This window comes from Flagellimonas meridianipacifica (assembly GCF_003001695.1).
GTDB lineage: Bacteria > Bacteroidota > Bacteroidia > Flavobacteriales > Flavobacteriaceae > Flagellimonas > Flagellimonas meridianipacifica.
In genome coordinates, this window is the sequence record NZ_PVYX01000002.1 from 251,131 (window position 1) to 276,368 (window position 25,238).

Consider the following 25,238-nt stretch of genomic DNA (forward strand, 5'->3'; position numbering starts at 1 on the left):
TATGGTTACAAGTTAAATGAGATTCCAAAACGCGCTTGAAATCCAAAATCCCTGTAATCAGATACCCTACTGGGGTCACCAACAAACTCCCGTTGTTCAGCGTTGGTAAAGTTTACCAATTCTGTAAAAAATCGTAAACCGTTCTTGAATGTATAGGAAGCGTTGGCATCAAATTGCACTCTTCTATCTCGAATTACATTGTTGTCTCCAGCAACGATCCTCTCGCTTCTAATCGCCTCTACCGTATCATCTTGAAAGTTCATGTTGATACGTGCTGAGAATCCTCCTTTATCGAAAGTAAGAGCACTGTTCATGGTATGCGGCGCTTGACCGGGCAGTCGATTTTCTTCAGCTCCAGGTTCTATTATTGCTTCGCTATCCGTGTAGGTATAGTTGAAATAGATTCCAAAATGACGTATAGCGTTCGAAATGAATGCCAGGTTGGTTTGGATGTTGGCTTCAATACCAAACAAGGTTGCATCTTCACCGTTTTGAGGTTGTATTACTTCATTATAACCAATAAACTGATCGGCTCTAGGAAATTCGTTCCCAACAACATCTTGAAACGTTTGTTCCCAAATAAACCCGTCTATTTTTTTATAAAAAGCACCAGCAGAAATAATACCAACATTACCAAGGTAACGCTCAAAGAAAACATCAAAGTTGTTGGAAGTAGGCACTTCTAAATTTGGATTTCCCAAGGTTGCCTCAAGGTCAATAATGTTTCGGTTTACCCTAGGTAGCAGGTTTACAAAATTGGGTCGGGCATAACCCCTGGTATATGCCGCCCTAAAATTGGTTAGGTTATCCAATTCATATTTTATCTGAAGGTTGGGTAATAGCACACTATAATTATTGCCGCCCGTAATCGGTGAAATACTTATGATTTCTCCGTCATCATCCACTTGAACATCCTGGGCACTATAACTCACCTTTACATCTTCGTTACGGATTCCAGCAAGAATGTTAAACTTTCCAGTACGTAGTGTTGCCATAAAATAACCGGCATTGGTATTTTCTTCAGCATCGTAGTCAAATTCTGCCTTTGCTATGGTGTCCTCATCTAAATTGGCCTCAAACTGGCCGGGATTGTTATTGAAATAGTCCAGAATGTCTCCGGGAACTATTTCAAAACCGAAAGGTACTTCGTTTCGCAACCAGTTATCCCGAACAAAACCCGTTCCCAAAAAGTCGGCCAAGGTAACATCATCATCTCCTTCAAAATCAAAGCGCCTTCTGTTTCGGTTAGCAGCTGAATTATTGATTCTATTTTTGTAGCCCGCTTGTAGTACTAGTAGAGAATTCCCGATATTAAAAGATCGCTGTACATTTATCTTGGCCGTACTGGCATTTGATTCTACGAGTCTATCCAGTAATCTAATTCTATCGAAACGATCAAAATCTTCTGGATTAAAGTCATCACCTGGCTGTCCGTCCAAAGGGAAAAATATCGGAAAATTGGTATTCAGGTTTTCAATACCCAAGTCAATCCCACGTCCTTCAAAACGTCCATCAAAACCATTTTCATCACGTTGACCACCTGAATATGCATATCCACCAAATAATCTATAATCGCCAATCTTAAAATTACCATCAATGTTGAAAGATGCTGTAAATCGGGTTACTACGCGATCACGAAAATCTTGTCTAATCCGAGCATCAGGAAATTCTGTTGGAGATACAAAATCACCATTTCTTGGTCGAAATATTTTACGTTGACGGTCCTCATCCTCTTCTATGGTAGCGTAATTGAATTTTGCTACAACAAAGTTTTCATTGTCAAACCGATAATCCGAAGTTATACTTGCACCTTGCCTTGTCCTAGTCTGAGGTCTGGCAACCAAAAAGTGTTCTCTATTATACCATTGATCTTCGCCAGGATTGTTTTCAAATTCATCATCTGTTCGCCAATCTGAAGATGTTTCGTCTTGGGTCTGGTCGGTTTGATTATACGAATAGCTGAAAAGCATACCAAACGCCCCATTTGGATTTTTTTCATTAACGGCAAAACGTTTGTTGAAATTGAGGTTGGCACGATAGTTTTCACCGTCGGTAAGGCTATTGTAGCCCGCGCCCAACTCAGTTTTAATGTTCCATGTAGGCCTTTTTGCTACGGGAGTGGATAAATCTATAGTACCCCCGATGGCATCTCCATCTTGTGCTGGAGTTATGGTTTTTGTCACTTCAATTTGACCCAATTGATCAACAGGAAACTGAAAAAGTTGGGGAGTACGGTCAAAGGATGTACCCGTGTTTTGTATTTGTTCTCCATTGATTGTTACGGTTGTGTAATTGGCAGGAGTACCTCTAATAAAAGCCTGTGCGCCTTCCCCATTATCCAACTGAATATTGATACCCGGTATTCTTTGCAGTGCATCTGCAACATTCAGGTCTGGAAAACGTGAAATCAAATCGGTTGAGACTACATTTTTAATATTGTCCGCTACTCGTTGTTGGTTCAATGCCTTTTGTTGACCTTCAAGGTTTGCTGAAATCACAACTTCGTCCAAGCTAGTTGTCGTTTCATCCATTTTCACGATAATGTTCGTAAGGTCCTGTACTTGTGAAAGGTCTACCTCTTCATCCGCGAACCCCAAGTAGCTGACCACCAGGGTTGCCGATTGTGCATTGTCGTACTGAATTAGGAATGCACCGTCAAATTCGGTGATGACCCCAATTGAGGTACCTTTGATGAAAACAGAAGCCCCTGCCAAAGGTATATTGGTTTGCGAATCCAATATGGTTCCGGAGATTTCTTGTGCCCGAAGACCACCCGCGGTAAAAAGCATTAGTGTGGAAAGGATTACCACTTGCCTTAAATGATTTCTGAATACTTTTTTCATTTTGTTTGGTTTAGTTTTCCGATACTCTTGTTTAAATCCAAAAGAGCTGAAATGGTAGCTTGTGATTACCGGTTCAAATATGGATTTGGCATTAAAACGCCCCATAATTGATGTTCCCTTAACATAAGGTTGAAAAAAATATCATTTTCAAAAATTGAACCCCTTGAATATCGGAATCCCATAATCGCTTTAAAGCAATTTGGGAAGGGAAGGAATCTATGCTACTGAAGCCTTATCAAAATCATGTATCCTAAGGGAATAGGCAGTTTATTGAGGTAAGTATGCAGAAGGTAAGGGGCCTAACTAAGAATATTGCACATGAAGGTATTCCTTGATGTTCTTCATGGCGAGAGCTATATGAACCTCCACGGTTCTTGGGGATATATTCATTTTTTCACCAATTTCCTTATAGCTAAGAGATTCGTCCCTACTAAGCTTGAAGGCCATCTTGCGTTTTTCAGGAAGCAAATCAATAGCGTAATTGATAAGTTGTGAGAGTTCCTTGACCTCCAATTGTTTTTCGAGTGAATGCTCTGCATTTGTTGTAACCACATTAAAGTGGTCGCAATACTTTCTGTAGCTGTTTAATTTTCTAAAATCGCTAATGATTTTGTTCTTCACCAAAACAAAAAGGAAGTACTTTATGGATTTATCACGGTCCAACTCGGCCCTCTTCTCCCAAACTTTCAAAAAAACCTCCTGGGCTATATCATTGGCCATTTCCTTGTTGCCACAAATGTAAAAGGCATAATTGGTGACCGGTTCGATGTACCGTTCAAATAAAATCTTGAAGGATTCAGTGCAATCCTGATTAATGGCCGCTATTAGTATTTTGTCAGAGGGAGGAGATGAAGTGAGCATTAGTTTAGTTCTGTGCAATCGATTGCATCAAATATAGAAATTATTGTAAAATTATCATTTTATTTCTGTTAAAAATTAGGATTTAGTAAGATTTGCCTTAAAAAAAGATGTATACGGTAATTTTTACTTAATCCTTTTGTATGAAGATGCTTTCAAATAAGGGTATGTGGCCCTTGTATCGTATTATGGATGACCAATAGGTTTACACATCGGTGTTTTCCGAGGTCAGGTAATTTCAAAATAAAACATCGGGGGAGATGACACAAAATACCAACTTCAATATTGCAGTAATTCCTGGTGATGGAATAGGGAAACCAGTAATCGAACAAGGTATACGGGTCTTGGAAAAAGTGGCCGGGCAGTTGGGAATCTCCTTCGATTGGGAGCACTTTGATTGGAGCTGTGAGCATTTTCATAAAACCGGTAAAATGATGCCCGAAGATGGTCTGGAACAGTTAAAAAGACACAATGCGATTTATCTTGGGGCAGTGGGTTATCCTGGAGTCCCAGACCATGTTTCGCTATGGGGATTGCTTATTCCCATACGAAGGGTTTTTCAGCAATATGCCTGCATACGACCTGTTCGGTTGTTTGAAGGGGTGCCCTCTCCTCTGGCAGGAGTAGGGCCAGGTGATGTGGACTTTGTAGTAGTCAGGGAAAACAATGAGGGCGAGTATTCGGAAATCGGTGGGAGAATTTTTCAAGGGACAGATGCTGAGGTGGTCTCCCAGCAAACCCTCTTTTCCAAAAAGGGAGTCGATAGAATTTTGCACTATGCTTTTGATTTAGCCTCTCGTCGTAAAGGAAAATTAACTTCGGCTACCAAATCCAACGGAATTATGCATACCATGCCCTTTTGGGATGAACGTTTTGCCATTTTAGCGAAAAAATATCCCCAAGTACAGACAAACCAGTTCCATATCGACATCCTGACTGCACATTTTGTGCAGCATCCACAATGGTTCGATGTAGTGGTAGGGTCTAACTTATTTGGCGATATCCTTTCCGATTTAGGACCCGCAGTGGCAGGAACTATTGGGATAGCAGCTTCAGCTAACATCAATCCGGAAGGTCAGTTTCCGTCCATGTTTGAACCAGTACACGGTTCTGCGCCCGACATTGCCGGCAAGGGTATAGCCAATCCTATCGGAGCAATTTGGGCAGGAGCCATGATGCTAGAACATCTTGGCTTTGAAGAAGGTCATGATGTTATTCTTGGGGCCATTGAAAGAGTGGTGAAGCATCAATCGGGGAAGACCAGGGATATGGGAGGAACGGCTACCACCTTGGAATGTGCAAACGCCATTTTAGATGAGATCTAGGAATTATATCGGGAATCCGAACTTCTTTTGCCTAAAACAAATATATTTATAGCCATGAAAACTCATCCATAATGTCCAAGCAAGACCGCAAGCCAACAGATGAGGAATGGATAGATTTTTTTCAGGGCAAGAGCTCTGAAGAAGCATATATCAGGCTCAAATCTCTCATGGAGCAAGGGGAAGCTGATGAGGTCATGGAAAGACTGTTCGAAACGCAGTTTTCCGCAGATCAGGAATCAGCTGTGAAGGTGGATTCCGCTGAGTCGTTTGCAAAGCTTCAGGAAAAGATGGAACCCAAGCATGAGCGGAACGCCAAGCGTTTGCCGTATAAATGGATAGCCTTTGCGGCTTCGTTGGCTTTGCTATTGGCTTTGGGCATCATTTTTCAGCTAAAGGAGGATGCATCCGTCATGCAGTTCTCCAGTGGCGGCATGGAAATTAGAAAGGTAACCCTACCGGATGGCTCAGAGGTTACGTTGAATGCCAACAGCAATATTTCATATACAGAAGAAGAAGGTAAAAGAGCAGTCCTGCTGTCAGGCGAGGCTTTTTTTGATGTTGCCCGTAACGAGAAAGTACCTTTTGTAATCACAGTTAGGCATACAGAAGTTACCGTTCTGGGAACTTCTTTTAATGTCAAGGCAATAAATTCGGAAGAGACGGTGGTCAGTGTAAGGTCGGGCAAGGTCCAAGTGGATAATGGTAATCATCAAATGGTTCTTGTACAGAATGAACAAGCGATTTCCAGTGCTCTGGCATTGCATAAAAGTGAAGCCAATGAACACAATACCTCCTGGATGCAGAAGCGATTGGTCTATGATAGTGTGCCGTTAGAATTGATTTTCATGGATATCGAATCTTGGTACGGAATCAACATTATCTCTGATACTACGATAGATACAATTCCTTACACGGCATCGGTTAATTTGGACAAGGGGCTGGATGTTTTCCTTCAAAACCTTAGTATTTCTGAGAATATCAATTTCACCATATCTAGGGATAACGTGAGCTTGAGTAAAAAGTAATGAGTGTTTTACAAAAAAAAATGGTGCGATTTCCCTCATAATAGTCTCAAATTCATCGTGACCTTTTTTTTGTGTTGCTCTACCTCAATTACTCATTCGCAAGAAACCAAGTACCTTTCAAAAGATTCCACTTCTTTACGAAAAGCGATACGACTAATAGAGCGAAACGAACCGTACCACTTTTTTTACAATTCTACTATTATCGATGGCAGAAAACGGGTTTTCTTAAAACCCTACTCCAATATCAGGGAACTTTTGGATGGACTGTTCAAGGATAGTACGGTGGGCTATCGAATTTTGGACAATACTATAGTTCTTTTCCGAGAGGACAAATCTCAACTACCCAATACAATGGAAGAAAGCCTTTGGACCGTGAGATTCAGGATTTTCGATGGCCTGTCCAATGAGCCACTATTGGGAGCTTTGGTACAGTCAGAGAATAAAAGGATAAGCGGTGTCTCCAATCATGAAGGCACGCTTTCTATTTCCTTTTATTCAGAGAAAGACGAGCTACCACTTAACGTGCGTTATTTGGGATATCGTTCCATAGATACCCTTATTTCTTTATCAAAGGTTTCGAAATCGATTTCGTTAGCATTGATTCCTGAAACTTTTGAACTATCTGAAGTTATTGTCAATGCCAGAGTGAAAAAAAACCTTAAAGAAGTAAATGCACAAAAAAATGCAATCAATCAGATTCAGGTACTGGCATCGGATACCAAAGATAGACTACCAGACCAGAATATGGGTGAGGCCCTACAACGTATGACAGGCACTACAATTGGCCGTAGTTATGGTGAGGGTAATACGGTGGCAATACGCGGAACCCCTATTAGTTATACCACCATACAGTACAATGGCGAAAACTTACCAACTACAGAAATAGACGGACGAAGAAATACGATAGTGGCGGGCATTGGAGTAGATCAATCAGAAAACGTTCAAGTGATTAAGACTAAAACGCCAGATACTGATGGTGATGCCATCGGAGGATCTGTGAACTTGATTCCAGTGTTTTCATTGTCTAAAGAGCTGGCATTGAAAGCAGAATTGGGTAGTGGCTACAATAACCTTTCAAAAGGCTATAATCTCACGGGAATGCTCACTTTAGAAAAACGCTATCTGGTTAATGAAAAATATCCTGAAGGCAGACTCGGTATTAAAGTGGGGGGTAACTATTACCGCACTGACAACGGGCGTGATCGATTGGAGATTGATTGGGACAGAAAAACACTATCCGATGGTAATCAATCCATTCTTATCAACAACTATAATTGGCGTGATTTACAGAACGAGCGTACCCGCTCGGGCTACAACACCTCTATAGATTATAAGCTGCGTGGCAATGGCAGGCTATATGCCCATTTGATGTACAACAACCTGACAGATGATGAAATCAGGAACAGGATTCGATACCGCCCGTTACAGGGAAATTATGTCAATGCAACCCGTGTTGACGATGCTAGGGTAGAACGTGACTTAAGGGATAGGAGGAAGATACGTAAAAACACTTCCGTCAATTTGGGGATTGATTCTTATATCGGAAACTGGAAATTTGATGCATCTTTCTTTTATACCATGACGGACCGTACAGACGAATCAATAAGGGCCACATTTGAATTTGAGGATGTTGATTTATTGCTTTCGGAGGTCAATACTGATTATCCTAAAGTAAACGGGGCAATGGTTGATTTGGACGACGTTTCACTATATACTTTAGAATCGATACGTCCGAGCGACCTACGATCGGTAACTGGGGAAAACTTGGTCTTTCGTATGGATTTCAAAAAACCTATTAACACCTTTTTTGGCAAGGGTGAACTACAAACAGGATTGAAGTATAGGAAGTTGAAAAACGGTCGTCAACGCTGGGTATCTATCTATGAAAATAGTAGTAGTGATCCCTTGAATCTTTCAACTACCTCCATATCTGTCCCAGATAATGATTTTATGCAGGGAAACCTCAATTTTGACAGTAGAATAGATACAGGCACATTGGTAGATTACTTCAACGAGAATCAAACTGAATTTTCAGTAAACCAAAACAGAAGTGCAAGAGTCATATCAGAATTCTTTACCAGAGCCGAAGAGGATATTATGGCTGCGTATGCTATGGCCACTTTTAAAGGAAGATCATGGGATGTGCTCACAGGATTGCGATTAGAAAAAAACAGAGGAACTTACAGGGCAAACGAAGTGGTGACAAACAATGATGGGTCTCCAGTAATAAATCCCATTGTAAGCCAAAAAGAATATACAATACCATTACCTAATTTTCAAGTCAAATATGAGTTGTCAGAACGATCACAGGCACGATTCGCCCTAACGAATGGGTTTACCAGACCAGAATACAACAGTGTTTCACCAAGCAGGGTGATAGACATTGAAGATAGGGAGGTCTTTTTGGGGAATCCAAATCTTAATCCAACCCGTTCCATCAACCTTGATTTGGCATACGAGTACTATTTGGGTGACATTGGTTATGTATCCGCTTCGGGTTTTTATAAACGCATTACAGACTTCATTTATCAGATTGATAGAACAGTGGTTGGCGATGAGTGGGAGAATGCTGATAACTTTATCGATTACGAACTGACATCTTTTGAAAATGGCGAATATGCCAATCTCTGGGGTTTGGAACTTACCGCCCAAACACGTCTAAACTTTTTACCCGGCTTCTTGAAATATTTTTCCGTTTCAGGGAATATAAGTTTAACCCATTCAGAAGCGGTTGCAGAAAGGGGTGAGGTTTTTAGGCTTCCTGGGCAGGCACAGAATTTTGGTAACATGATTCTTTCGTATAACAAAAAAGGATTTTCAGCTGGTTTGGCATTCAATTATATAGATGATTTTGTCTTTTCAATTGGCAATACCCGTGAAGAAGACTTTCTTTTCGATAGCCGCTACCAAATAGACGCCAACATATCGCAGAACATCGGGAAGCATTTCAAGATTTATGCTGAGGGCATCAACTTGAGCGACCAGCCTCTGCGTGGTTTTTTTGGCAGTGACCAAAGGGTAAGCGAACTTGAAGTCTATTCGTGGTGGGTGCGTTTTGGTATTGGGTACAAATTTTAGTTTTCAAATCAATTCCTTCACTTAAGTACCGTAGTCCATTCATACGTAATATATCTCAAATACATGTTGTAAACACTGTATCTAAAACCATTTTCATGAAAAAACTACTGAGTATTGTTGTTTTATTTCACTTTTCATTTTCCATTCATGCCCAAGTGGGCCAGATAACCGGTGAAGCACAGTTACGATTATCGCCTGTTTGGGTACGCGTTGCCGATGTGAATGGAGAAAAGGGCTCCGTTGAAAGTGCTGAATTCTCAAGAGATGGCACTCGTATCGTTACGGGGACTAAATTTGATAATAGTGTAATTATGTGGCGTACCAGTGATGGTTCCGAACTTTGGCGGGCCTATGCTTCAGAAGAGATTGAGCGGGTAGCTTTTTCAGCAGATGACAGCATAGTGGCGGGTGTAAGTGAAGACTATCTAATTACCTTTTATGATGCCGATACCGGTAAAGAAATTAGAAGAATTGAGCTCGAAACAGCAGCAGATGGTCTCGCGTTTGCCAATACAAAGAACATTCTTGTATCCGGTCAAGAAAAAATAAAACAAAAAGACGGAACAAAAATAGGCTATATAAGAGCCTATGATATGGAGACTGGAGAATTGATGTACAAAGTAAATCACGGTGAGACCGTGAACGAGATTCAGTTTACCGCGGATGACACCTATTTTTTGAGCGCGGGTATGAATTCCGAGGTTAAAATATGGGAAACCGACACCGGTAAATTGATTAGGACCCTCACCCCGGGCCGTGAATTTGGTTTTGTGTGTGGCTTTTTTTCTCCCGATGGTAAATACGTAGTCGCCTCAGGTTTTGAGGGAGATATTTTTTTATGGGATTTTGCTACGGGTGAACTGCTCCGTGAATGGAACACAAGTGGTCGCAAGATAGAGACCTTGGCTTTTACTACGGATGGACGGTATTTGTTATCGGCTGGCAATGATTCCTACATTCGTGTGTATCGTACTTCGCAAATACTAAATCCAGTGGGCAAGGTGCCCATTGCATATGCCGTACACGCCAACGATCAGGCAGAATATATCGATTTCAATGCCGATAGCAGTTTTTTGACCAGTGCACACCAGGATGGTACCGTACGGTTATGGACATGGATGAGCGAAGACCAAGGGGTCAACGCGATTATGCATAAAGCTGTGAAAAAGACTCAAAGTGATGCCAAGAAAAAATAAAAGCATAATTATCAAGCCTTTAATGATTAGTACAATCGATATAGAATAGACGGTTTTAACCAAAAAAATCTGTAAATGAAAATATTGGGTATTGCTGCCAATTTTTATAATAAGGATGCGCCACGGCAACCACTGCCAAAAGACCTCAACATTTTTGTTAAAGTGCCATCCTCACTCGCGAAAGGAAACGTTTTTCACTACCCTAGATGGAGTCAAAACGTCTGGCATGAGATGGAACTTGTGCTTAGAATCGGTAAAAAACTCAAAAACGTATCGGAAAAGGAAGCCCACAACGTCTTTGATGGGATAGCTTTGGGTATGGATTGGACAGCAAAAGACCTGCAATTAAAAGCTAAGGAAAAAGGCTGGCCTTGGGCTTTTGCGAAAGGGTTTGATGAGGCTACCTTTCTTTCCGACTTCTTTCCTGTAAACCACTTTGGAAATGTGAACCAAATAGACCTCATTTTCAAGATTAACGGTCAAGTGGTTGAGCAAGGGAATACTAGAGATTTGAAAGCCAATTTTGGCCAGATTATTTCGTATTGTTCAAAATTTATGACGTTGAACCCAGGGGACCTTATTATGACCGGTGCTCCTCCTTCCCCAGGACCAATTCAAATTGGTGATGTCTGTGAGGGATATATTGGAGACCATAAACTATTGGATTTTAAAGTAGTGTAATACATGCGTACTCTAATTTTTGTTATAACCATATTCTGCTTTACTTCATGTAAAAAAGAGACTAAAAAAGTGGATTTGGTAGCCGGAGCAGCATTGTACGAAGTAAAATGTGCCGTATGCCATCAGTTGGATGGTAATGGTATTAAGGGAGTGCATCCTCCTGTTTCCAATACACCATGGGTCAATGGAAGCAAAGAGCGTCTCATCAATATTGTACTTCACGGATTAGAGGAACGCATACGCGTTAAGGGAGAGATTTATGAAAATGTAATGCCCGCAATCCCAACACTTACTGATGAAGAGATTTCCAATGTGCTAAGTTATGTGCGAAATAGTTTTGGGAATGAGGCCACCAATATTACAATGGAGGAAGTGTCGGTGGTGAGGGCTGGCAAATCCTTAAACGAACCTCCGGACCTTTCTACTGTCACCCCAGTTACCGATTATGCAAACCGAAAACGTAAAGAACGCATAGAAAGCAGAGTGGGTAGTGCTTACAAAGAAAAAAAGGTGCGATTGGACCAGATTGACGTTCCCGAAGGTTTTGCAATTGAGGTTTTTGCAGAGGGGTTGGAAAATCCAAGATCGCTAGCTCTAGGTGAAAATGGAACCGTATTTGTTGGTTCGCGGCGTAACGAAACTGATTTTATCTATGCAATCCGAGATATAGACTCAGATGGTAAGGCAGATAGTATTCGAAAAATTTCAAATGGATTAGAATGGAATCCAATGGGGGTAGCCATACTCGGTAAAGATTTGTATGTGGCGGAAATTCATAGAATAGTACGTTTCCGAAACATCGAGGATTACTTGGAAAATCCTCCGGCTCCAGAACTTGTTTTCAACTATCCGCCAGAAAAGAAGCATGGGGACAAGTACATTCGTTTTGGGCCAGATGGTAAACTATATGTGCCTGTGGGTGCCCCATGTAACGTGTGTTTGGAAAAGAACCCGATTTTCTCCTCAATCACAAGGATAACACCAGACGGTAAGGATTTTGAAATTGTTGCCCATGGCGTTAGAAATAGTAGGGGATATGATTGGCATCCCAACACTAGAAAACTTTGGTTTAGCGATAATGGAAGGGATCTTATGGGAGATGACCTCCCCCCATGTGAAATCAATGTAATGCAACGCGAAGGAGACCACTACGGATTTCCCTTTTGGCACGGAAACAAAATCAAAGATCCCGATTATGGGGATAAAAGACCCTCAACGGATTTTGTTCACACCACCTTTGACCTTGTAGCGCACGCTGCACCCGTTAGCTTGAAGTTTTATACGGGAGAAATGTTTCCAAAAGACTATCGGAATTCTATTTTGGTATCGGAACATGGTTCCTGGAACAGGACCAAAAAACAAGGATATCGCATAATGAAACTGACGGAGAAGGATGGAAAGGTCACTTCTTATGAACCTTTTATCACTGGATGGCTCAACGAATCCAAAAACGATGCATGGGGAAGACCGGTTGATATTCTTCAACTTCCCGACGGTTCGCTGCTGTTGAGCGATGACTACGCAGGTGTTATTTATCGCATAAGCTATTCCAAGAAAACTACAAAATGGGGAGATTAGATTCCTATTACCCAGACAAGCTATCTAGCTAGTAGGCATGAGAAGTGCATCAATTCCAAAAAAGCCCCATCCAACGAATTGAATAGGGCGATTGCACTTGAAAAGAGCTAACTAATCAAACTTTATATTTTTTTACTAGTGATGGGTCGGGATCCATTCCCAGACCAACTTCTGTGGGAGCATCTATCATACCATTCTTTATCGGAAATGGCTGTAGTGTAGGATTGAAATCCCTTGCTTTGGATGGATAGGTCTCCAGTATTTTGGCATTGGGTATTGAAGCTACAGCATGTACATTCATGTGGGCGTATCCGTGAGGTGCAATCTCAATATGATAAGCGGAACAAACTGCTGCAATTTTTCGCATCTCTGTAAGTCCACCACCTTTAATAGTGTCGATGTTGACAATATCGCAAGAGTGGTTTTCGACCAAATCCCTGGCCCCCCATCTTGTGTATTCATTTTCGCCGGCTACTATTGGTATGTTCAGTTCTTCCCTTACCTCGGCATTCCCGCGCCAATCGTCCGGGGCCACGGGTTCTTCAAACCAATACAAATCAAGGTCCTCTACCATTTTACCAAACCGGATTGCTTCGTAGGCCGTGTCATAGCCGTTGTTGGCGTCTACCATCACCCTCGCATCGTTACCTAAGGCTTTGACCACTTCTTTTACTCGTTGCGCATCTTCCTTAGCATCTAGAAAGCCTACCTTCATCTTTACCACATTGTACCCCTCTTTAACATAGCCTTCCATTTCTTTTACCAAATCCGCATTGGTCTTTCCTTCAGCATAATAACCCCCAGCGGCATAAACAGGGATTTGCTCTCTAAAATTTCCCAATACCTTATGTACAGGAAGTTGTAGGGCCTTTCCAACAATATCCCAAACGCAGAGGTCTACTGAACCTATGGCATGAATCTCCTTTCCTTTGGCAACTGGTTTTCTATCGTGAAAGAACATATGATGCCAAACCTGTTCAGTATTCATCAAGTTGAGCCCTTTGATTTTTTTAGCAAACCCCAGAGTGGTCGAAGAGACCCCTTTCATACCGGACCAACCGATGATACCTTCGTTGGTGGTTATTTTTAAAAACGAACTGGTGGGATATCCTCCTCCGGAAGACTTTATGGCATTCCAGGTCTTCGGCGTTTTCTTGGGAAACCTTAGTTTAACGATTTCAACATCTTTAATGCTAATGTATTGTATAGCATCTTTAACAGAACTTTTAAGACTGGGTTCCACATGCTCCGTATAACGTTCACCGGCCATCGCAGGACTTGCCATAAGTGCTCCAGCCCCGAGTCCCAGATTTTTAAGAAATTTTCTTCGTTGTTCCATTAAATAGTTTAGAGTAATACGTAAACTAGCATACCTACCCTTAACGAGGATATTTTTTATTGAAATGGCAAATGAGGACTGTATCTTTTATAACTAATACAATTGTAGCCCTCTTTGATTGCAGTTTTATTCCTTTGGATATCCAATTGAAAAATGCATTTTCTGAAGTTACACTTATCAAGTTTAAGACCTGGGATGTTCTCATATAGTTTCTGTAGTTCTGTGTGGGTGAATTTGTGGTAACTATTCCCTTAAAATCAATAAAGGCAAAAAGTACTTTGTTTACCAGGTTCTCAAGGATTTCATTGGCTTCTATGATTCCACCGAGAAGCAATGGTTGGTGAATTACCAATGGAAAGTTTGGAGAGTAAAACCTTCTACCGTAAAGCGATATATGTAAATACAGAAATGTCGTTGGTTATGGAACACTCATAGGGTCGGGTCGTACCTAAGAGTTCTTAAAGAGTTTTTGATGCTCCATAGGAGAGCATTGGATTTTATCCTTTTGTTGTGATGAATATGCTAAATTTATAAAGGCATAAAAAGTAAACTCAAAAAGTCGGAATTCGAAAAAAAACATTTTGTCTTATTCGGAATTAAGGGATTTTATAACAAAAAAGCGTTCTACCCATGTTATGATGAAATATAGATTTAAACTAACCTCTGTTCTATTGTTCTTACTCGCAGCTTGTGCCGAGCCTACGGAACCAGAAATTCCCTGGGTGTCACTCTTCGATGGCGAAACCTTGAACGGATGGTCCCAAAAGGGAGGAACTGCAACGTATTCGATAAAGGATGGTAGTATTGTTGGGACTACGGTCCACGACTCACCCAATTCTTTTATGACCACGGACAAAATGTATGATGATTTTATACTTGAATTGGAATTTAAGGTAGACCCTTCCATGAATTCGGGGATACAGATTAGAAGTAACAGTTTTTCATACTATCGGGATGGAAGAGTACACGGATATCAAGTGGAAATAGACCCTTCCGAACGGGCTTGGAGCGCTGGAATCTATGACGAGGCTAGAAGAGGTTGGCTAAATACGCTCGATGGAAATTTAGAAGCCCAACAAGCTTTCAAACAAAACGAATGGAACCATTATCGGATTCAAGCGATTGGAGATACTCTTCAAACTTGGATTAATGGTGTACCTGCTTCCTATCTTATCGATGATAAGACTGCTAGTGGTTTCATCGCCCTCCAAGTACATAGTATTAAAAAAGAACAACCGCCGGGAACCGAAATTGCCTGGAGAAACATCAAGATTTTGACGGATAGTCTTCAAAAGTATGTCAAGAAATCACCTTTGAAACCCATCATCACCAGGAATCAATTGACCATTGATGAGCAAAAAAAAGGATGGCAATTACTTTGGGATGGAAAGACTACCAAAGGATGGCGTGGGGCAAGGTTGGATAGCTTTCCCCAAAACGGCTGGGAAATAGAAAATGGCGAGCTTACCGTTTTGGCATCCGGAGGGGCGGAATCTGCTGCCGGGGGTGATATTGTCACCTTGAAAAAATATGGGGATTTTGAGCTTAAAGTTGATTTTAAATTGACCCCAGGTGCTAATAGTGGTATTAAATACTATGTTGATACTGACTTGAACAAAGGTCCCGGATCTTCGATAGGATTGGAATACCAGATTTTGGATGATAGATTACACCCCGATGCTAAACTGGGAAATCATGAAGGCAGCCGAACCTTAGCGTCACTTTACGATCTTATTCAAGCCAGTCCTCAAAAACCGGCCAATCCAATTGGTTCATGGAATACGGCTCGTATCCTTTCCCAAGAGGGTAAGGTGGAACACTGGCTTAATGGAGTAAAGGTGCTTGAGTATATTAGAAAAAGTGATGAGTACCGAAAGCTTGTAGCGGAGAGCAAATACGAAACTTGGCGCAACTTTGGAGAAGCGGATACAGGGCACATCCTCTTACAAGATCATGGTGATCGCGTAAGTTTCAAGAATATAAAAATCAGACCAATAGTCAAAAACCAATAGCGATGACATCTAGAAGGGATTTTATAAAAAAAACCACGGCAGGTACTGCTGCCGTTACTTTTGGGGGTATGGTACTTCCAAACTTTGCCAACGCAAGGGTTATTGGGGCTAATGATCATATCAATTGCGCGGTTATCGGTGTACGTAGTAGGGCCAAGGCGCATGTGTTGGCTATTCAACAGGACCCGAACGCGAAGATTCTTTACAATTGCGATGTAGACGACACCATTATTTTGGAACATAATGATTGGTGTAAGAAAAATATAGGGTATGTTCCCAAAGTGGAAAAGGATTTCAGAAAGATTTTAGAAGATAAAGATGTGGATGCGGTTTTTATAGCTACTCCGGAACATTGGCATGCCCCTATGGCCATAATGGCACTTCAAGCTGGGAAGCATGTCTACGTTGAGAAACCTTGTAGCCATAATCCATACGAGAACCAATTGTTGGTTTCAGCACAAAATCGATACGGTCTAAAGGTGCAAATGGGCAACCAACAGCGTTCCGCTCGTACTTCGATTTCTGCTGTTTCCGACATAAAAAAGGGAATCATTGGGGAAGTATACAAAGGCGAAGCGTATTATTCCAACAATCGAGGTAGCATCGGAAAAGGTCAAAAGTTAGTGGCGCCACCTACATTGGATTGGGAGTTGTGGCAAGGTCCCGCGCCAAGGGAGGATTATCGGAATAATTTACACCCCTATAATTGGCATTGGTTTCGTAGTTGGGGAACAGGTGAAATACATAATAACGGTACACATGAAATCGATATTTGCCGATGGGCATTAGGAGTGGACCTTCCAGAAACCGTTACGTCCTTTGGAGGAAAATATACCTACGATGACGATTGGGAGTTTGTGGACAATCAACAGGTGACTTATACCTTTCCAGGAAACAAATTCCTAACTTGGACAGGTCATAGTCGTGGTACAATGAAACCGGAACGTCCGGGCAGAGGTGCCACAGTTTATGGTAGCAAAGGTAGCATAGAGCTCAGCAGGGATTCCTACAAGGTTTACGATCTTGGAGGAAATCCGATAAAGATTGAGTCCGAAAATTCACAACAGAGCGCCTCAACGGATACTACAGGTATCGGTGGGCTCGATGTGGATCATGTTCGCAACTTTTTCAATGCTATCCGAAAAGATGAATCCTTGAATTCCGATATCAATGATGCCAGTATTTCCACAATGCTCTGTCATTTAGGAAATATGGCGCAGGACGCAGGGGAAACGTTAAAAATAGATCTGAAAACTGGTGAAGTTTTAAATAATAAAAAGGTGATGCAAAGTTGGAAGCGGGAATATGAAAATGGTTGGGAACCTAAATTATAGGAAGGTAAGCGTTGATGAAAAGACGGGATTTTATAACAAAAACGGGGCTAGCAGCATCTACAGTGGTCTGTGCTACTTCTGTTTTCAGTATGGGCAATATACATAGTGCCAACGATACAATCAATATTGGTGTAATTGGCACTGGTGATCGCGGAGGTGGCCTTATTCCGATTTTGAACGAAATTCCAAAGCTTAGGGTTACGGCTTGCTGCGATACTATTCCGTTCCGTCTACGGCAAGGTTTGTCGCTATCCAAAAGAAAGACAGAAGGTTACGAGGACTACCGAAAACTACTGGATAATAAACAGATAGATGCGGTTTTAATTGCAACACCGTTTAGCACCCATGCTCGAATAGCGATGGATGCCGTGGATGCGGGAAAACATGTGTATTGCGAAAAGACCATGGGAAAAGGGTACGGAGCAACACAGAACTTGGTCGCAAAAGTGCAAACCTCCAATGTGATTTTTCAAACAGGCCATCAGTATCACAGTTCGCGTTTGTACAACCATGTGGTGAACGAGACAAGACAAGGTAGAATCGGAAAGATTACCGCTATCGAATGTCAATGGAATCGAAATGGAAACTGGCGTAGGCCTGTACCTGACCCAAAGTGGGAACGGATGATCAACTGGCGTATGTATCGGGAATTTTCCGGTGGATTGCTGGCAGAACTTTGTTCCCATCAGCTGGACTTTGCGAACTGGGTTTTGGAAGACAAGCCGGAGAAGGTTATGGGCATCGGAGGCGTGGATTACTGGAAAGACGGACGAGAGACCTACGATAATATCCACTTAATATACAGCTATCCCAAAGGGGTAAAGGCAACTTTTACCTGTTTAACCAGTAACGCCATGGGCGATTATAAAATACGGGTGATGGGAGACAAGGGAAGCTTTACCTTGGACTACACTAAGGCATGGTATCATCCAGAGACCTATGAAGAAAAGGAGTTAGGAGAAGTCGATGGGGTTTCAGGTGCTACGCTTAATTGGGAACAAGGCAAGGGGATTCCAGTAGAGTTGGAACACCAAAGTCCAAGTACTCAGGCATTGATGGATTTTAGGGATAGCATCCATAGTAATACACAACCCATTTCAAATGTCCATAGTGGAGCTGTTGCATCCGTATGTGTTCAAATGGGGTTGGATGCTATGTATGAACAACGCATTGTGCATTGGAATTCCAATGCATTACCTAGATAATCGGCATCTCACAATAGCCCAAATACCATTTTAAGGCATAAGGCGCCCATGACCATACCGAATACAATCCGCAGACTGTTTGCGGAGGCTTTTTGTGCAACTTTCACACCAAGTGGTGCCCCAAATAAAATCCCAAGAGATATCGGAGCAACCAAGCTCAAAGAGATATACCCAAATTGATTGGGAAGAATAACATCAATCACCGTTGTAGAAAAGACATTGAGATAGCTTAAGCTCACTGCAGTGGCCAGTAGTGTGATAACTCCGATGGATATAGAACTTGCTTTTCTAATTGCCATTTTGAACAGGTCTGCTAAGGCCGGTATAACAATAATACCACCACCAAAACCAGACATTGCAGTGGTGGCACCTGTAAGGATTCCAACAGCGGCAAAGGCACTTTTCGGTTTAGAGGACTTAGTTTTCTCATACGATTCCGAACCGATATTCCGATAAAAAAGAAAACGAATGGAAACCAATAGCACCAAGAAAGCGAAGAGTATATCAAAATACAGTTTATTGTACCATTGCGCGTTTTTCACCACTTCCGACAAACAAAAGCCTACTAAGGCTGCTGGAACACCAATCCAAAGGGTTTCTTTATAATGAAAGTTTCGAATTCTTAATTGACGGTAACTTACAAAGAGCCCGTTGAATACAGTAATGGCCAATGAGTGCGCAATAATGAATTTTACTGCTTCCTGTGATTCAATAGCGTATTTCATAAAAAGCATATCGAATGCTGGTATAAGTATTACATTTCCGCCTGTGCCCAACAATCCGGAGTAAAAACCGGTGGCCATACCCAGAAGAACCAGTAACAAAAGAAGCTCTAAACTCATATAAGAAACTGTTTATTTACTGCCTTGTTTTCGGGTGAAGGACGGTTGAGGTAGTCTATTGTAGAGTAGTTTGCAGTATTTTCATGATGAGGGATTCTGGTAAAATCATTGGTCAGTGAAAAGTCCCGAGTGACAAAGTTTTTCATGAAGTTTCTTTCTCTGGCTTTGCTTGGCACAAAAATCAATCATTTCTAAGTGAGGAGGCTCTTACGATTAATTCTGGTTGTAAAACCGTTTTTTTTGGATGGGGTTTTTTATTAGGGTGTTCCAACGCATCGAAAAAAAGCTGTGCGGCTACATGGCCCATTTCCATAGGAAATTGTTTGATGGAAGTCAATGGTGGGTCTGTCAAGTCTGTAAATTGTTCGTTACTAAAACCTACTACGCCTACATCCTCGGGAATACGTACTCCTTTTTTCTTAAGGACTTGCATAGCACCCGCAGCGGCATAGTCACTGGAAGAAAAAATAGCATCGAACGCTATGCCTTGTTCAAGTATTTTAGTAATCCCTTGAATCCCGTCCTCTAACTGCATATCCCCTCGACTTACCAAGTCTTCATCAAATGGAATACCATAATCGCTGAGTGCTTGTCTATGGCCACTGAACCTCTTTTTGTATATGTTTACTGCGTTTACCGTTGTAAAATGGACTATTTTACGATATCCTTGCTTAATAAGGTGTTCAGTAGCCATGTATCCTCCAAGGTAGTCATCGATAATCACTTGGTTGGTTAGCAGGTCGTCCGTGGTCCTGTCAAAAAGAACTAAGGGAACACCTTTGTCAATCACATTTTGGTAATGTTCCAAATCTCTGGTGTTCTTTCCCAAAGAAGCTATTATCCCATCCACCCTTGCATGAAGTAGGGCGTTAATGGTGGAGACTTCATGTTTTACAATCTCATTGGATTGACTAACCACCACGCGGTAATTCAAACCGTAAGCTACCTCCTCAATGCCGCGAATAACGGCTGAGAAGAAAGTCCTGTCAATTATGGGTACCACAACACCTATAAGTTGGCTTTTCCCACTTCTTAGGGCTGAGGCAATATGATTGGGTTGATAATCTAGCTCATTGGCCTTATCCGTAACGGCCTTTTTAGTAGCCTTACTGATTCTTGGATCATTTTTTAGTGCCCGCGAAACAGTGGAAGCCGTGATATTAAGTTTCTTAGCAATATCATGGATGGTTGCTTTTTTAGACTTCATGGATGTTTGGGAAAAAAATTAAACGTAACAGATGAGGGTGTTTCAATTTACTTTGCTTTTACCGAAAATGGTCGAATTAAATGTATGAATTTTAATGTAATCGATTGCATAATGTCAAAGTAAACCCTAAAATGGCCAAAGAAGTCGTAAAATAAATAAATTACATTCAATACATTTGTTTTTTTGCCGATGGATAATTGTCATAATTTGCGCAATCGATTGCATAAACTTGGATGAAGATTTTAACACTATACCTGAGGAATGCCGAAAGTTATAAAACCTATTTGGGCAGCGTTATTTTAACTAATAGAGAATCAAAAATAAAAGCATGGAAAAAGTCTATGAATTTGCAAACAGAAATCGATTTCATCGAAGTCTATTTAAGGTAAGTACCTTTGGTTTATGTGTGTTTTACCTCTTCCTAGGCAGTTGTGGACCTAAATTGAAGAAAACTGATTTTGAGACCACTATTGAACAACATTTGGATTCCGCATGGAACGTAACCATGCCCAAAATATTGAAGAATATATTTCCTCCTAGCTTCAAAACTGATACAGTCATCGTTACGAATGGTAATCGATTCGTTGAGCGTCTAAATGATAGCATCGTAATTCTTTCCAAAAGAGGTGGAGGTGTTGTGCACATCCCAGAAGGTGTTTACAAAGTGAAAGGACCTGTCTTACTTGATTCCAATATCAATCTTAATCTCGCAGAAGGCGTAGAGCTGATTTTTTCGAACAATCCAGATGACTACCTTCCTGAGGTCAAGGCCCGCTGGGAAGGTACTTTTGCCATGAACTATTCTCCTTTGATTTATGCTATGGGCAAGACTAACATCGCTATCACTGGAAAGGGGGAAATCAATGGAAACTGCCAGGACACTTGGGGGCAATGGAAACCCAAACAAAATCCTGATAAAAAGACTATAAGACAATACGGCAATGATAAGGTACCACTTTCCGAAAGGATTTTTGGTGATGGCCACTATCTGAGACCGACGGGCATTGAGTTTATTGAGTGCAAGAATATTTTGCTTGAGGATTTCACCATTCATCATACCCCGTTCTGGACTATTCATCCTGTGCTTTCAGAAAATATAACTGCGCGCAGGCTCAACATCCAAATGGGCGTCCGTAATGATGATGGCATCGACCCGGAACACTGCAAGAACGTACTTATTGAAAAGTGCACGATTAACACCTGGGATGATTGCATAGCCATCAAAGCGGGCAGGGACCAAGATGGATGGGACTATCCACCCTCAGAAAACATCATAATACGTGATAATGATTTTACAAACGTAGTAGGTAGTGGATTCTGCATTGGATCGGAAATGAGTGGTGGGGTCCGCAACGTGTTTGTAGAGAACAACACATTGCGCGGTAGCGAAAAACATGCGTTTCAGTTTAAGAGCAACCCTGATAGGGGCGGTTTTATCGAGCAGGTCTACATGCGAAATATGAAGGTTATGGCCCCTGTATCTTATGGTTTTGAGTTTACCACTGACTATGCAGGTTGGCGTGGCAATGAACATTTTGTGAAATACAACGATTTTTATTTTCAAAATATCGAAATGGAAGCAGCTACAAAGATTTCAATTAAAATAAACGGTAGGGAAGAAGAAAACATCCACAGGGTATTCATGGAAAACATTACCATAAAGAAATCTCTTGCGCCCATGATTGCGAATCATGTTGAGGATTTAGTGCTGAAAAACGTATCAATCAACGGAAAAACCATAACCAAAAAAGACGTCACTACTGAAAAACAAAAATAGCATGTTTGATAGAAGAAAATTTTTAAGAACGACCACCATTGCGGGTGCTACAGCCATTACGCTGCCCATTACGGCCTGCAACGATGCGGCTAAGGCGATGGAGACTCCAAAAAATATCAAAAAACCGTATGACGGGGGAACCTTGGAGGCCGATATCACCGAAAGGGTAAAGGCAGCATTTGCCTCTCCGATAATAATTGATAAGATTGAGGTGGTCGATACTAAAAAGCGTTTCTTTTTAAGGGTTACCGATGTTGAGGGCAATCAAGGGGTGACGTCCATGAACAAGGGGCGTTTTATGGCCACGCAGACCATATTTACCCAATTGGCGGCCAAGAACTTTGTGGGCAAGGATGCTAGGGAAGTAGCTAATTTGCCAAACGAACTGCTAAAGTATGGCAGAAACTACAAGTTTGTCGGTCTGCCCTATTGGAATGGTATTGGTACCGTTGAGATTGCTATTTGGGATTTGTTGGGCAAGTTGGCGAATACCCCTGCCCATACTTTTCTAGGGGAACAGGTGCGAACCGAATATCCTGTATATATTTCGAGCTTGGAGCGTGAAGACCCTTACGAAGGCGAAACTGATAAAATTTTGAAGACTATTGAGGCCACTGGGGCTGAAGCCATCAAGTTCAAGGTTGGGGGGCGAATGAAAAATACAGAGCCCTACATTACCCGAACCAACGAATGGGTGCCCTATATGCGGAAAAGGGCTGGAGAGAACATTACACTGTACGTTGATGGCAATAGTTCCTATACTGCTGATGAGGCCATTGAGGTGCTTAGAATGCTCGAAGATCATAAGGTGGAGTTCTTTGAAGAGCCATGTTACTGGCAAGACCTATGGTCGCATAAATTGGTCAAGGACGCCGCAACAAGTTGTGCCATTGCAGGTGGGGAACAAGATTTCAGTTTTGACCAGTTTAAATTGATGGCCGAAATCGGAGCTATGGACACGCTACAGCCAGATGTTTATTATCACGGTGGTATGGTACGCACCTTGAAAATATCACACTTGGCAAACTATTATGGAGTAGGGTTTACGCCCCATTCCCCAAAGGCTGGGCCCATGGCCGCGGCCCCCACCCAGGTTTTTGCAGTTTGCCCCACGCTATCCCACCACCAAGAATATCGGGTAGGCGGTGAGAAAAGCCAAAGGGACTGGCACTCCCCTGTGCTCCCAAAAAATGGCAATATGAAAATCTTTACTGCTCCTGGGTTAGGCATCGAGTATGATACGGATATCTGGAAAAAGGAAGAAGTGTTCTGGAGTTCAAAAGTCTAAAACCTATGCTCGAATATAGTCCTTTGGACAATCGCCATAAATTGAAAGAAACCAAAATGAAAATTCTCCTTCTTGGTCTTTCCGTATTGTTTCTGAGCTGTAACACAAAAGAAAAAGGTATTGGAACCGACTCAGAAGATAATTCCCCCAATATTGTTCTCATCTTGGCCGATGATATGGGCTGGAGTGATTTGGGGTGCTACGGTAGTGAAATTAATACGCCCGTACTTGATAGTCTCGCATATACGGGGCATCGCTTTACCCAGTTTTACAATACATCAAAGTGTTTCCCTTCGAGGGCGGCATTGTTAACGGGGTTATATGCCCAGCAGGTGGGAGTGGGCAGAAGCTGGAAACCCAACTGGAAACAGTGCACCACTATTGCTGCCGAATTGAAAAATAAGGGCTATCGAACCTATATGGCAGGCAAGCACCATGGTGTTGATGTACCTACCGATTCCTTATTGGGTTTTGACGCTTATTACGGGTTGTTGAGCGGTTCGCATAATCAATTCAATCCTGGTGAGCAACGTCCAGGAGAACCAAAACCGGCCCAAAAACGGGTACGACCCTTTTATGTGGATGGTCAGCGATATGAACCCTATACGCCCGATAGCACCTATTACTCCACGGATGCCTTTACCGATTGGGGAATTAAGTATATCACTGAGGCGGTTGAAGAAGAATACCCTTTTTTTCTTTACCTGAGCTATACGGCACCCCACGACCCTTTGATGGCTTGGCCTGAGGATATTGCCAAATATCGCGGCAAATATAAAGTGGGCTATGAAACCATTCGACAGCGGCGTTTTGAAAGACAAAAGGAATTAGACCTTATTTCAGAGGATTTTGAGTTGTACGAACCCACCCATGTGCCTTGGCATACACTTTCCGAAGCTGAACAAGACACCGAAGACTTGAAGATGGCTATCTATGCGGCCATGGTTGATAGGTTGGACCAAAACATTGGCAGGGTTATGAACACTTTGAGACATTTAGGGCAATTGGAAAATACCATAATCCTCTTCATCTCTGACAATGGCAGTAGTGCTGAAGTGGTTGAGCTTTCAGGGGACGGAAAAATAGGGACCGTTGGACAATGGACAAGCCTTGGAGGTGATTGGGCCAATGTAAGCAACACGCCCTTTCGTATGTACAAAAACAACAGCTATGAAGGAGGTATCAACAGCCCTGCCATAATTAACTGGGCAAAACTAAACAACCAAAACGTCATCCATCATACATACTATGGACATTTTATTGATGTCTTTCCCACCTTGCTGGGGTTGATCGACCATCCGTATGAAGTCCAAGAAAAAGTACTCCCAACGGAAGGTATCAGTTTTGAAGCCATCCTAAGAGGTAAGGATACCGTTCCTGATCGCCCTTTATTCTTTGAATGGTCAACGGGCGCGGCTGCACGTAAAGGCGATTGGAAAATTGTCCGTGAGGGGGACGATTGGGAACTGTACCATTTGGCCACCGACCCTGGAGAGACCAATAACTTGGCACGGACACACACCCAAGAATTGGAACGAATGGTGCAACTCTTTAACTCGTGGAAAGAACGCATGGAAGCACAGTCACCGATTATACTTGAGGGCGAAGCCGCCAAATACGAAGAGAATTGTTGGCAATTGGATTCTTAGT

At 42.0% G+C, this 25,238-nt stretch carries 17 protein-coding genes and 1 pseudogene; 12 read left to right on the plus strand and 6 right to left on the minus strand.

Annotation, left to right across the window (positions count from 1 at the left end; genetic code table 11):
* Positions 1–5: 5 nt before the first annotated feature.
* Both CLV81_RS10945 and CLV81_RS10950 read right to left on the minus strand, forming a co-directional pair.
* Positions 6–2,843: a TonB-dependent receptor gene (locus tag CLV81_RS10945; RefSeq protein WP_158259115.1), complete on the minus strand. Its 2,838-nt coding sequence runs from the start codon at positions 2,841–2,843 to the stop codon at positions 6–8.
* Positions 2,844–3,146: 303 nt separating this feature from the next.
* Positions 3,147–3,704, minus strand: a complete 558-nt coding sequence (locus CLV81_RS10950) for an RNA polymerase sigma factor (RefSeq protein WP_106145173.1) — start codon at positions 3,702–3,704, stop codon at positions 3,147–3,149.
* 257 nt (positions 3,705–3,961) lie between these two features.
* Here CLV81_RS10950 and CLV81_RS10955 point away from each other — a divergent pair, with 257 nt between their 5' ends.
* The 6 genes from CLV81_RS10955 to CLV81_RS10980 all read left to right on the plus strand — a co-directional run bounded on the left by CLV81_RS10955 (position 3,962) and on the right by CLV81_RS10980 (position 12,584).
* A complete protein-coding gene (locus CLV81_RS10955) occupies positions 3,962–5,026 on the plus strand; it encodes a tartrate dehydrogenase (protein ID WP_106145174.1) in 1,065 nt (354 codons plus the stop codon).
* A 71-nt stretch (positions 5,027–5,097) separates the two neighbouring features.
* The gene (locus tag CLV81_RS10960) at positions 5,098–6,051 is read left to right on the plus strand and encodes a FecR family protein (RefSeq protein ID WP_106145175.1); all 954 of its coding nucleotides are present in this window, start codon (positions 5,098–5,100) and stop codon (positions 6,049–6,051) included.
* Positions 6,052–6,108: 57 nt separating this feature from the next.
* Entirely contained in the window at positions 6,109–9,129 is a 3,021-nt protein-coding gene (locus tag CLV81_RS10965; RefSeq protein ID WP_106145176.1) for a TonB-dependent receptor, read from the plus strand.
* Between the two features lie 95 nt (positions 9,130–9,224).
* Positions 9,225–10,325 carry a WD40 repeat domain-containing protein gene (locus CLV81_RS10970; RefSeq protein ID WP_106145177.1) on the plus strand — a complete coding sequence of 367 codons (1,101 nt, stop codon included), beginning with the start codon at positions 9,225–9,227 and terminating at the stop codon, positions 10,323–10,325.
* 75 nt (positions 10,326–10,400) lie between these two features.
* Positions 10,401–11,006: a fumarylacetoacetate hydrolase family protein gene (locus CLV81_RS10975; protein WP_106145178.1), complete on the plus strand. Its 606-nt coding sequence runs from the start codon at positions 10,401–10,403 to the stop codon at positions 11,004–11,006.
* A 3-nt stretch (positions 11,007–11,009) separates the two neighbouring features.
* The gene (locus tag CLV81_RS10980; protein WP_106145179.1) at positions 11,010–12,584 is read left to right on the plus strand and encodes a DUF7133 domain-containing protein; all 1,575 of its coding nucleotides are present in this window, start codon (positions 11,010–11,012) and stop codon (positions 12,582–12,584) included.
* 115 nt (positions 12,585–12,699) lie between these two features.
* Here the strand turns inward: CLV81_RS10980 and CLV81_RS10985 are convergent, their stop codons facing one another.
* Both CLV81_RS10985 and CLV81_RS20915 read right to left on the minus strand, forming a co-directional pair.
* The gene (locus CLV81_RS10985; protein WP_106145180.1) at positions 12,700–13,923 is read right to left on the minus strand and encodes a mandelate racemase/muconate lactonizing enzyme family protein; all 1,224 of its coding nucleotides are present in this window, start codon (positions 13,921–13,923) and stop codon (positions 12,700–12,702) included.
* Positions 13,924–13,979: 56 nt separating this feature from the next.
* Positions 13,980–14,150, minus strand: a pseudogene (locus CLV81_RS20915) (NrtR DNA-binding winged helix domain-containing protein); the annotation flags it as partial.
* Between the two features lie 408 nt (positions 14,151–14,558).
* Here CLV81_RS20915 and CLV81_RS10995 point away from each other — a divergent pair.
* From CLV81_RS10995 to CLV81_RS11005, 3 genes are read left to right on the plus strand one after another with little or no spacing between them, the layout of a single operon-like run.
* A complete protein-coding gene (locus CLV81_RS10995) occupies positions 14,559–15,935 on the plus strand; it encodes a 3-keto-disaccharide hydrolase (protein WP_417935427.1) in 1,377 nt (458 codons plus the stop codon).
* Positions 15,936–15,937: 2 nt separating this feature from the next.
* Positions 15,938–17,269 carry a Gfo/Idh/MocA family oxidoreductase gene (locus CLV81_RS11000; RefSeq protein ID WP_106145183.1) on the plus strand — a complete coding sequence of 444 codons (1,332 nt, stop codon included), beginning with the start codon at positions 15,938–15,940 and terminating at the stop codon, positions 17,267–17,269.
* Positions 17,270–17,283: 14 nt separating this feature from the next.
* Positions 17,284–18,474, plus strand: coding sequence for a Gfo/Idh/MocA family protein (locus CLV81_RS11005; RefSeq protein WP_106145184.1), 1,191 nt, complete (start codon positions 17,284–17,286; stop codon positions 18,472–18,474).
* Positions 18,475–18,482: 8 nt separating this feature from the next.
* Here the strand turns inward: CLV81_RS11005 and CLV81_RS11010 are convergent, their stop codons facing one another.
* On the minus strand, positions 18,483–19,316 hold the full coding sequence (locus CLV81_RS11010; RefSeq protein ID WP_106145185.1) for a sulfite exporter TauE/SafE family protein: 834 nt from the start codon (positions 19,314–19,316) through the stop codon (positions 18,483–18,485).
* A gap of 181 nt (positions 19,317–19,497) precedes the next feature.
* A complete protein-coding gene (locus CLV81_RS11015; protein WP_106145186.1) occupies positions 19,498–20,523 on the minus strand; it encodes a LacI family DNA-binding transcriptional regulator in 1,026 nt (341 codons plus the stop codon).
* Positions 20,524–20,851: 328 nt separating this feature from the next.
* Between CLV81_RS11015 and CLV81_RS11020 the strand changes: the two genes are divergently transcribed.
* Genes CLV81_RS11020 through CLV81_RS11030 form a run of 3 tightly spaced genes read left to right on the plus strand, consistent with a single transcriptional unit; the run spans position 20,852 to position 25,237 of the window.
* Positions 20,852–22,300 carry a glycoside hydrolase family 28 protein gene (locus CLV81_RS11020; protein ID WP_106145187.1) on the plus strand — a complete coding sequence of 483 codons (1,449 nt, stop codon included), beginning with the start codon at positions 20,852–20,854 and terminating at the stop codon, positions 22,298–22,300.
* A 1-nt stretch (position 22,301) separates the two neighbouring features.
* Positions 22,302–23,588, plus strand: a complete 1,287-nt coding sequence (locus CLV81_RS11025; RefSeq protein WP_106145188.1) for a mandelate racemase/muconate lactonizing enzyme family protein — start codon at positions 22,302–22,304, stop codon at positions 23,586–23,588.
* Positions 23,589–23,593: 5 nt separating this feature from the next.
* On the plus strand, positions 23,594–25,237 hold the full coding sequence (locus CLV81_RS11030) for an arylsulfatase (RefSeq protein ID WP_106145189.1): 1,644 nt from the start codon (positions 23,594–23,596) through the stop codon (positions 25,235–25,237).
* The last annotated feature ends 1 nt before the right edge of the window (position 25,238 follow it).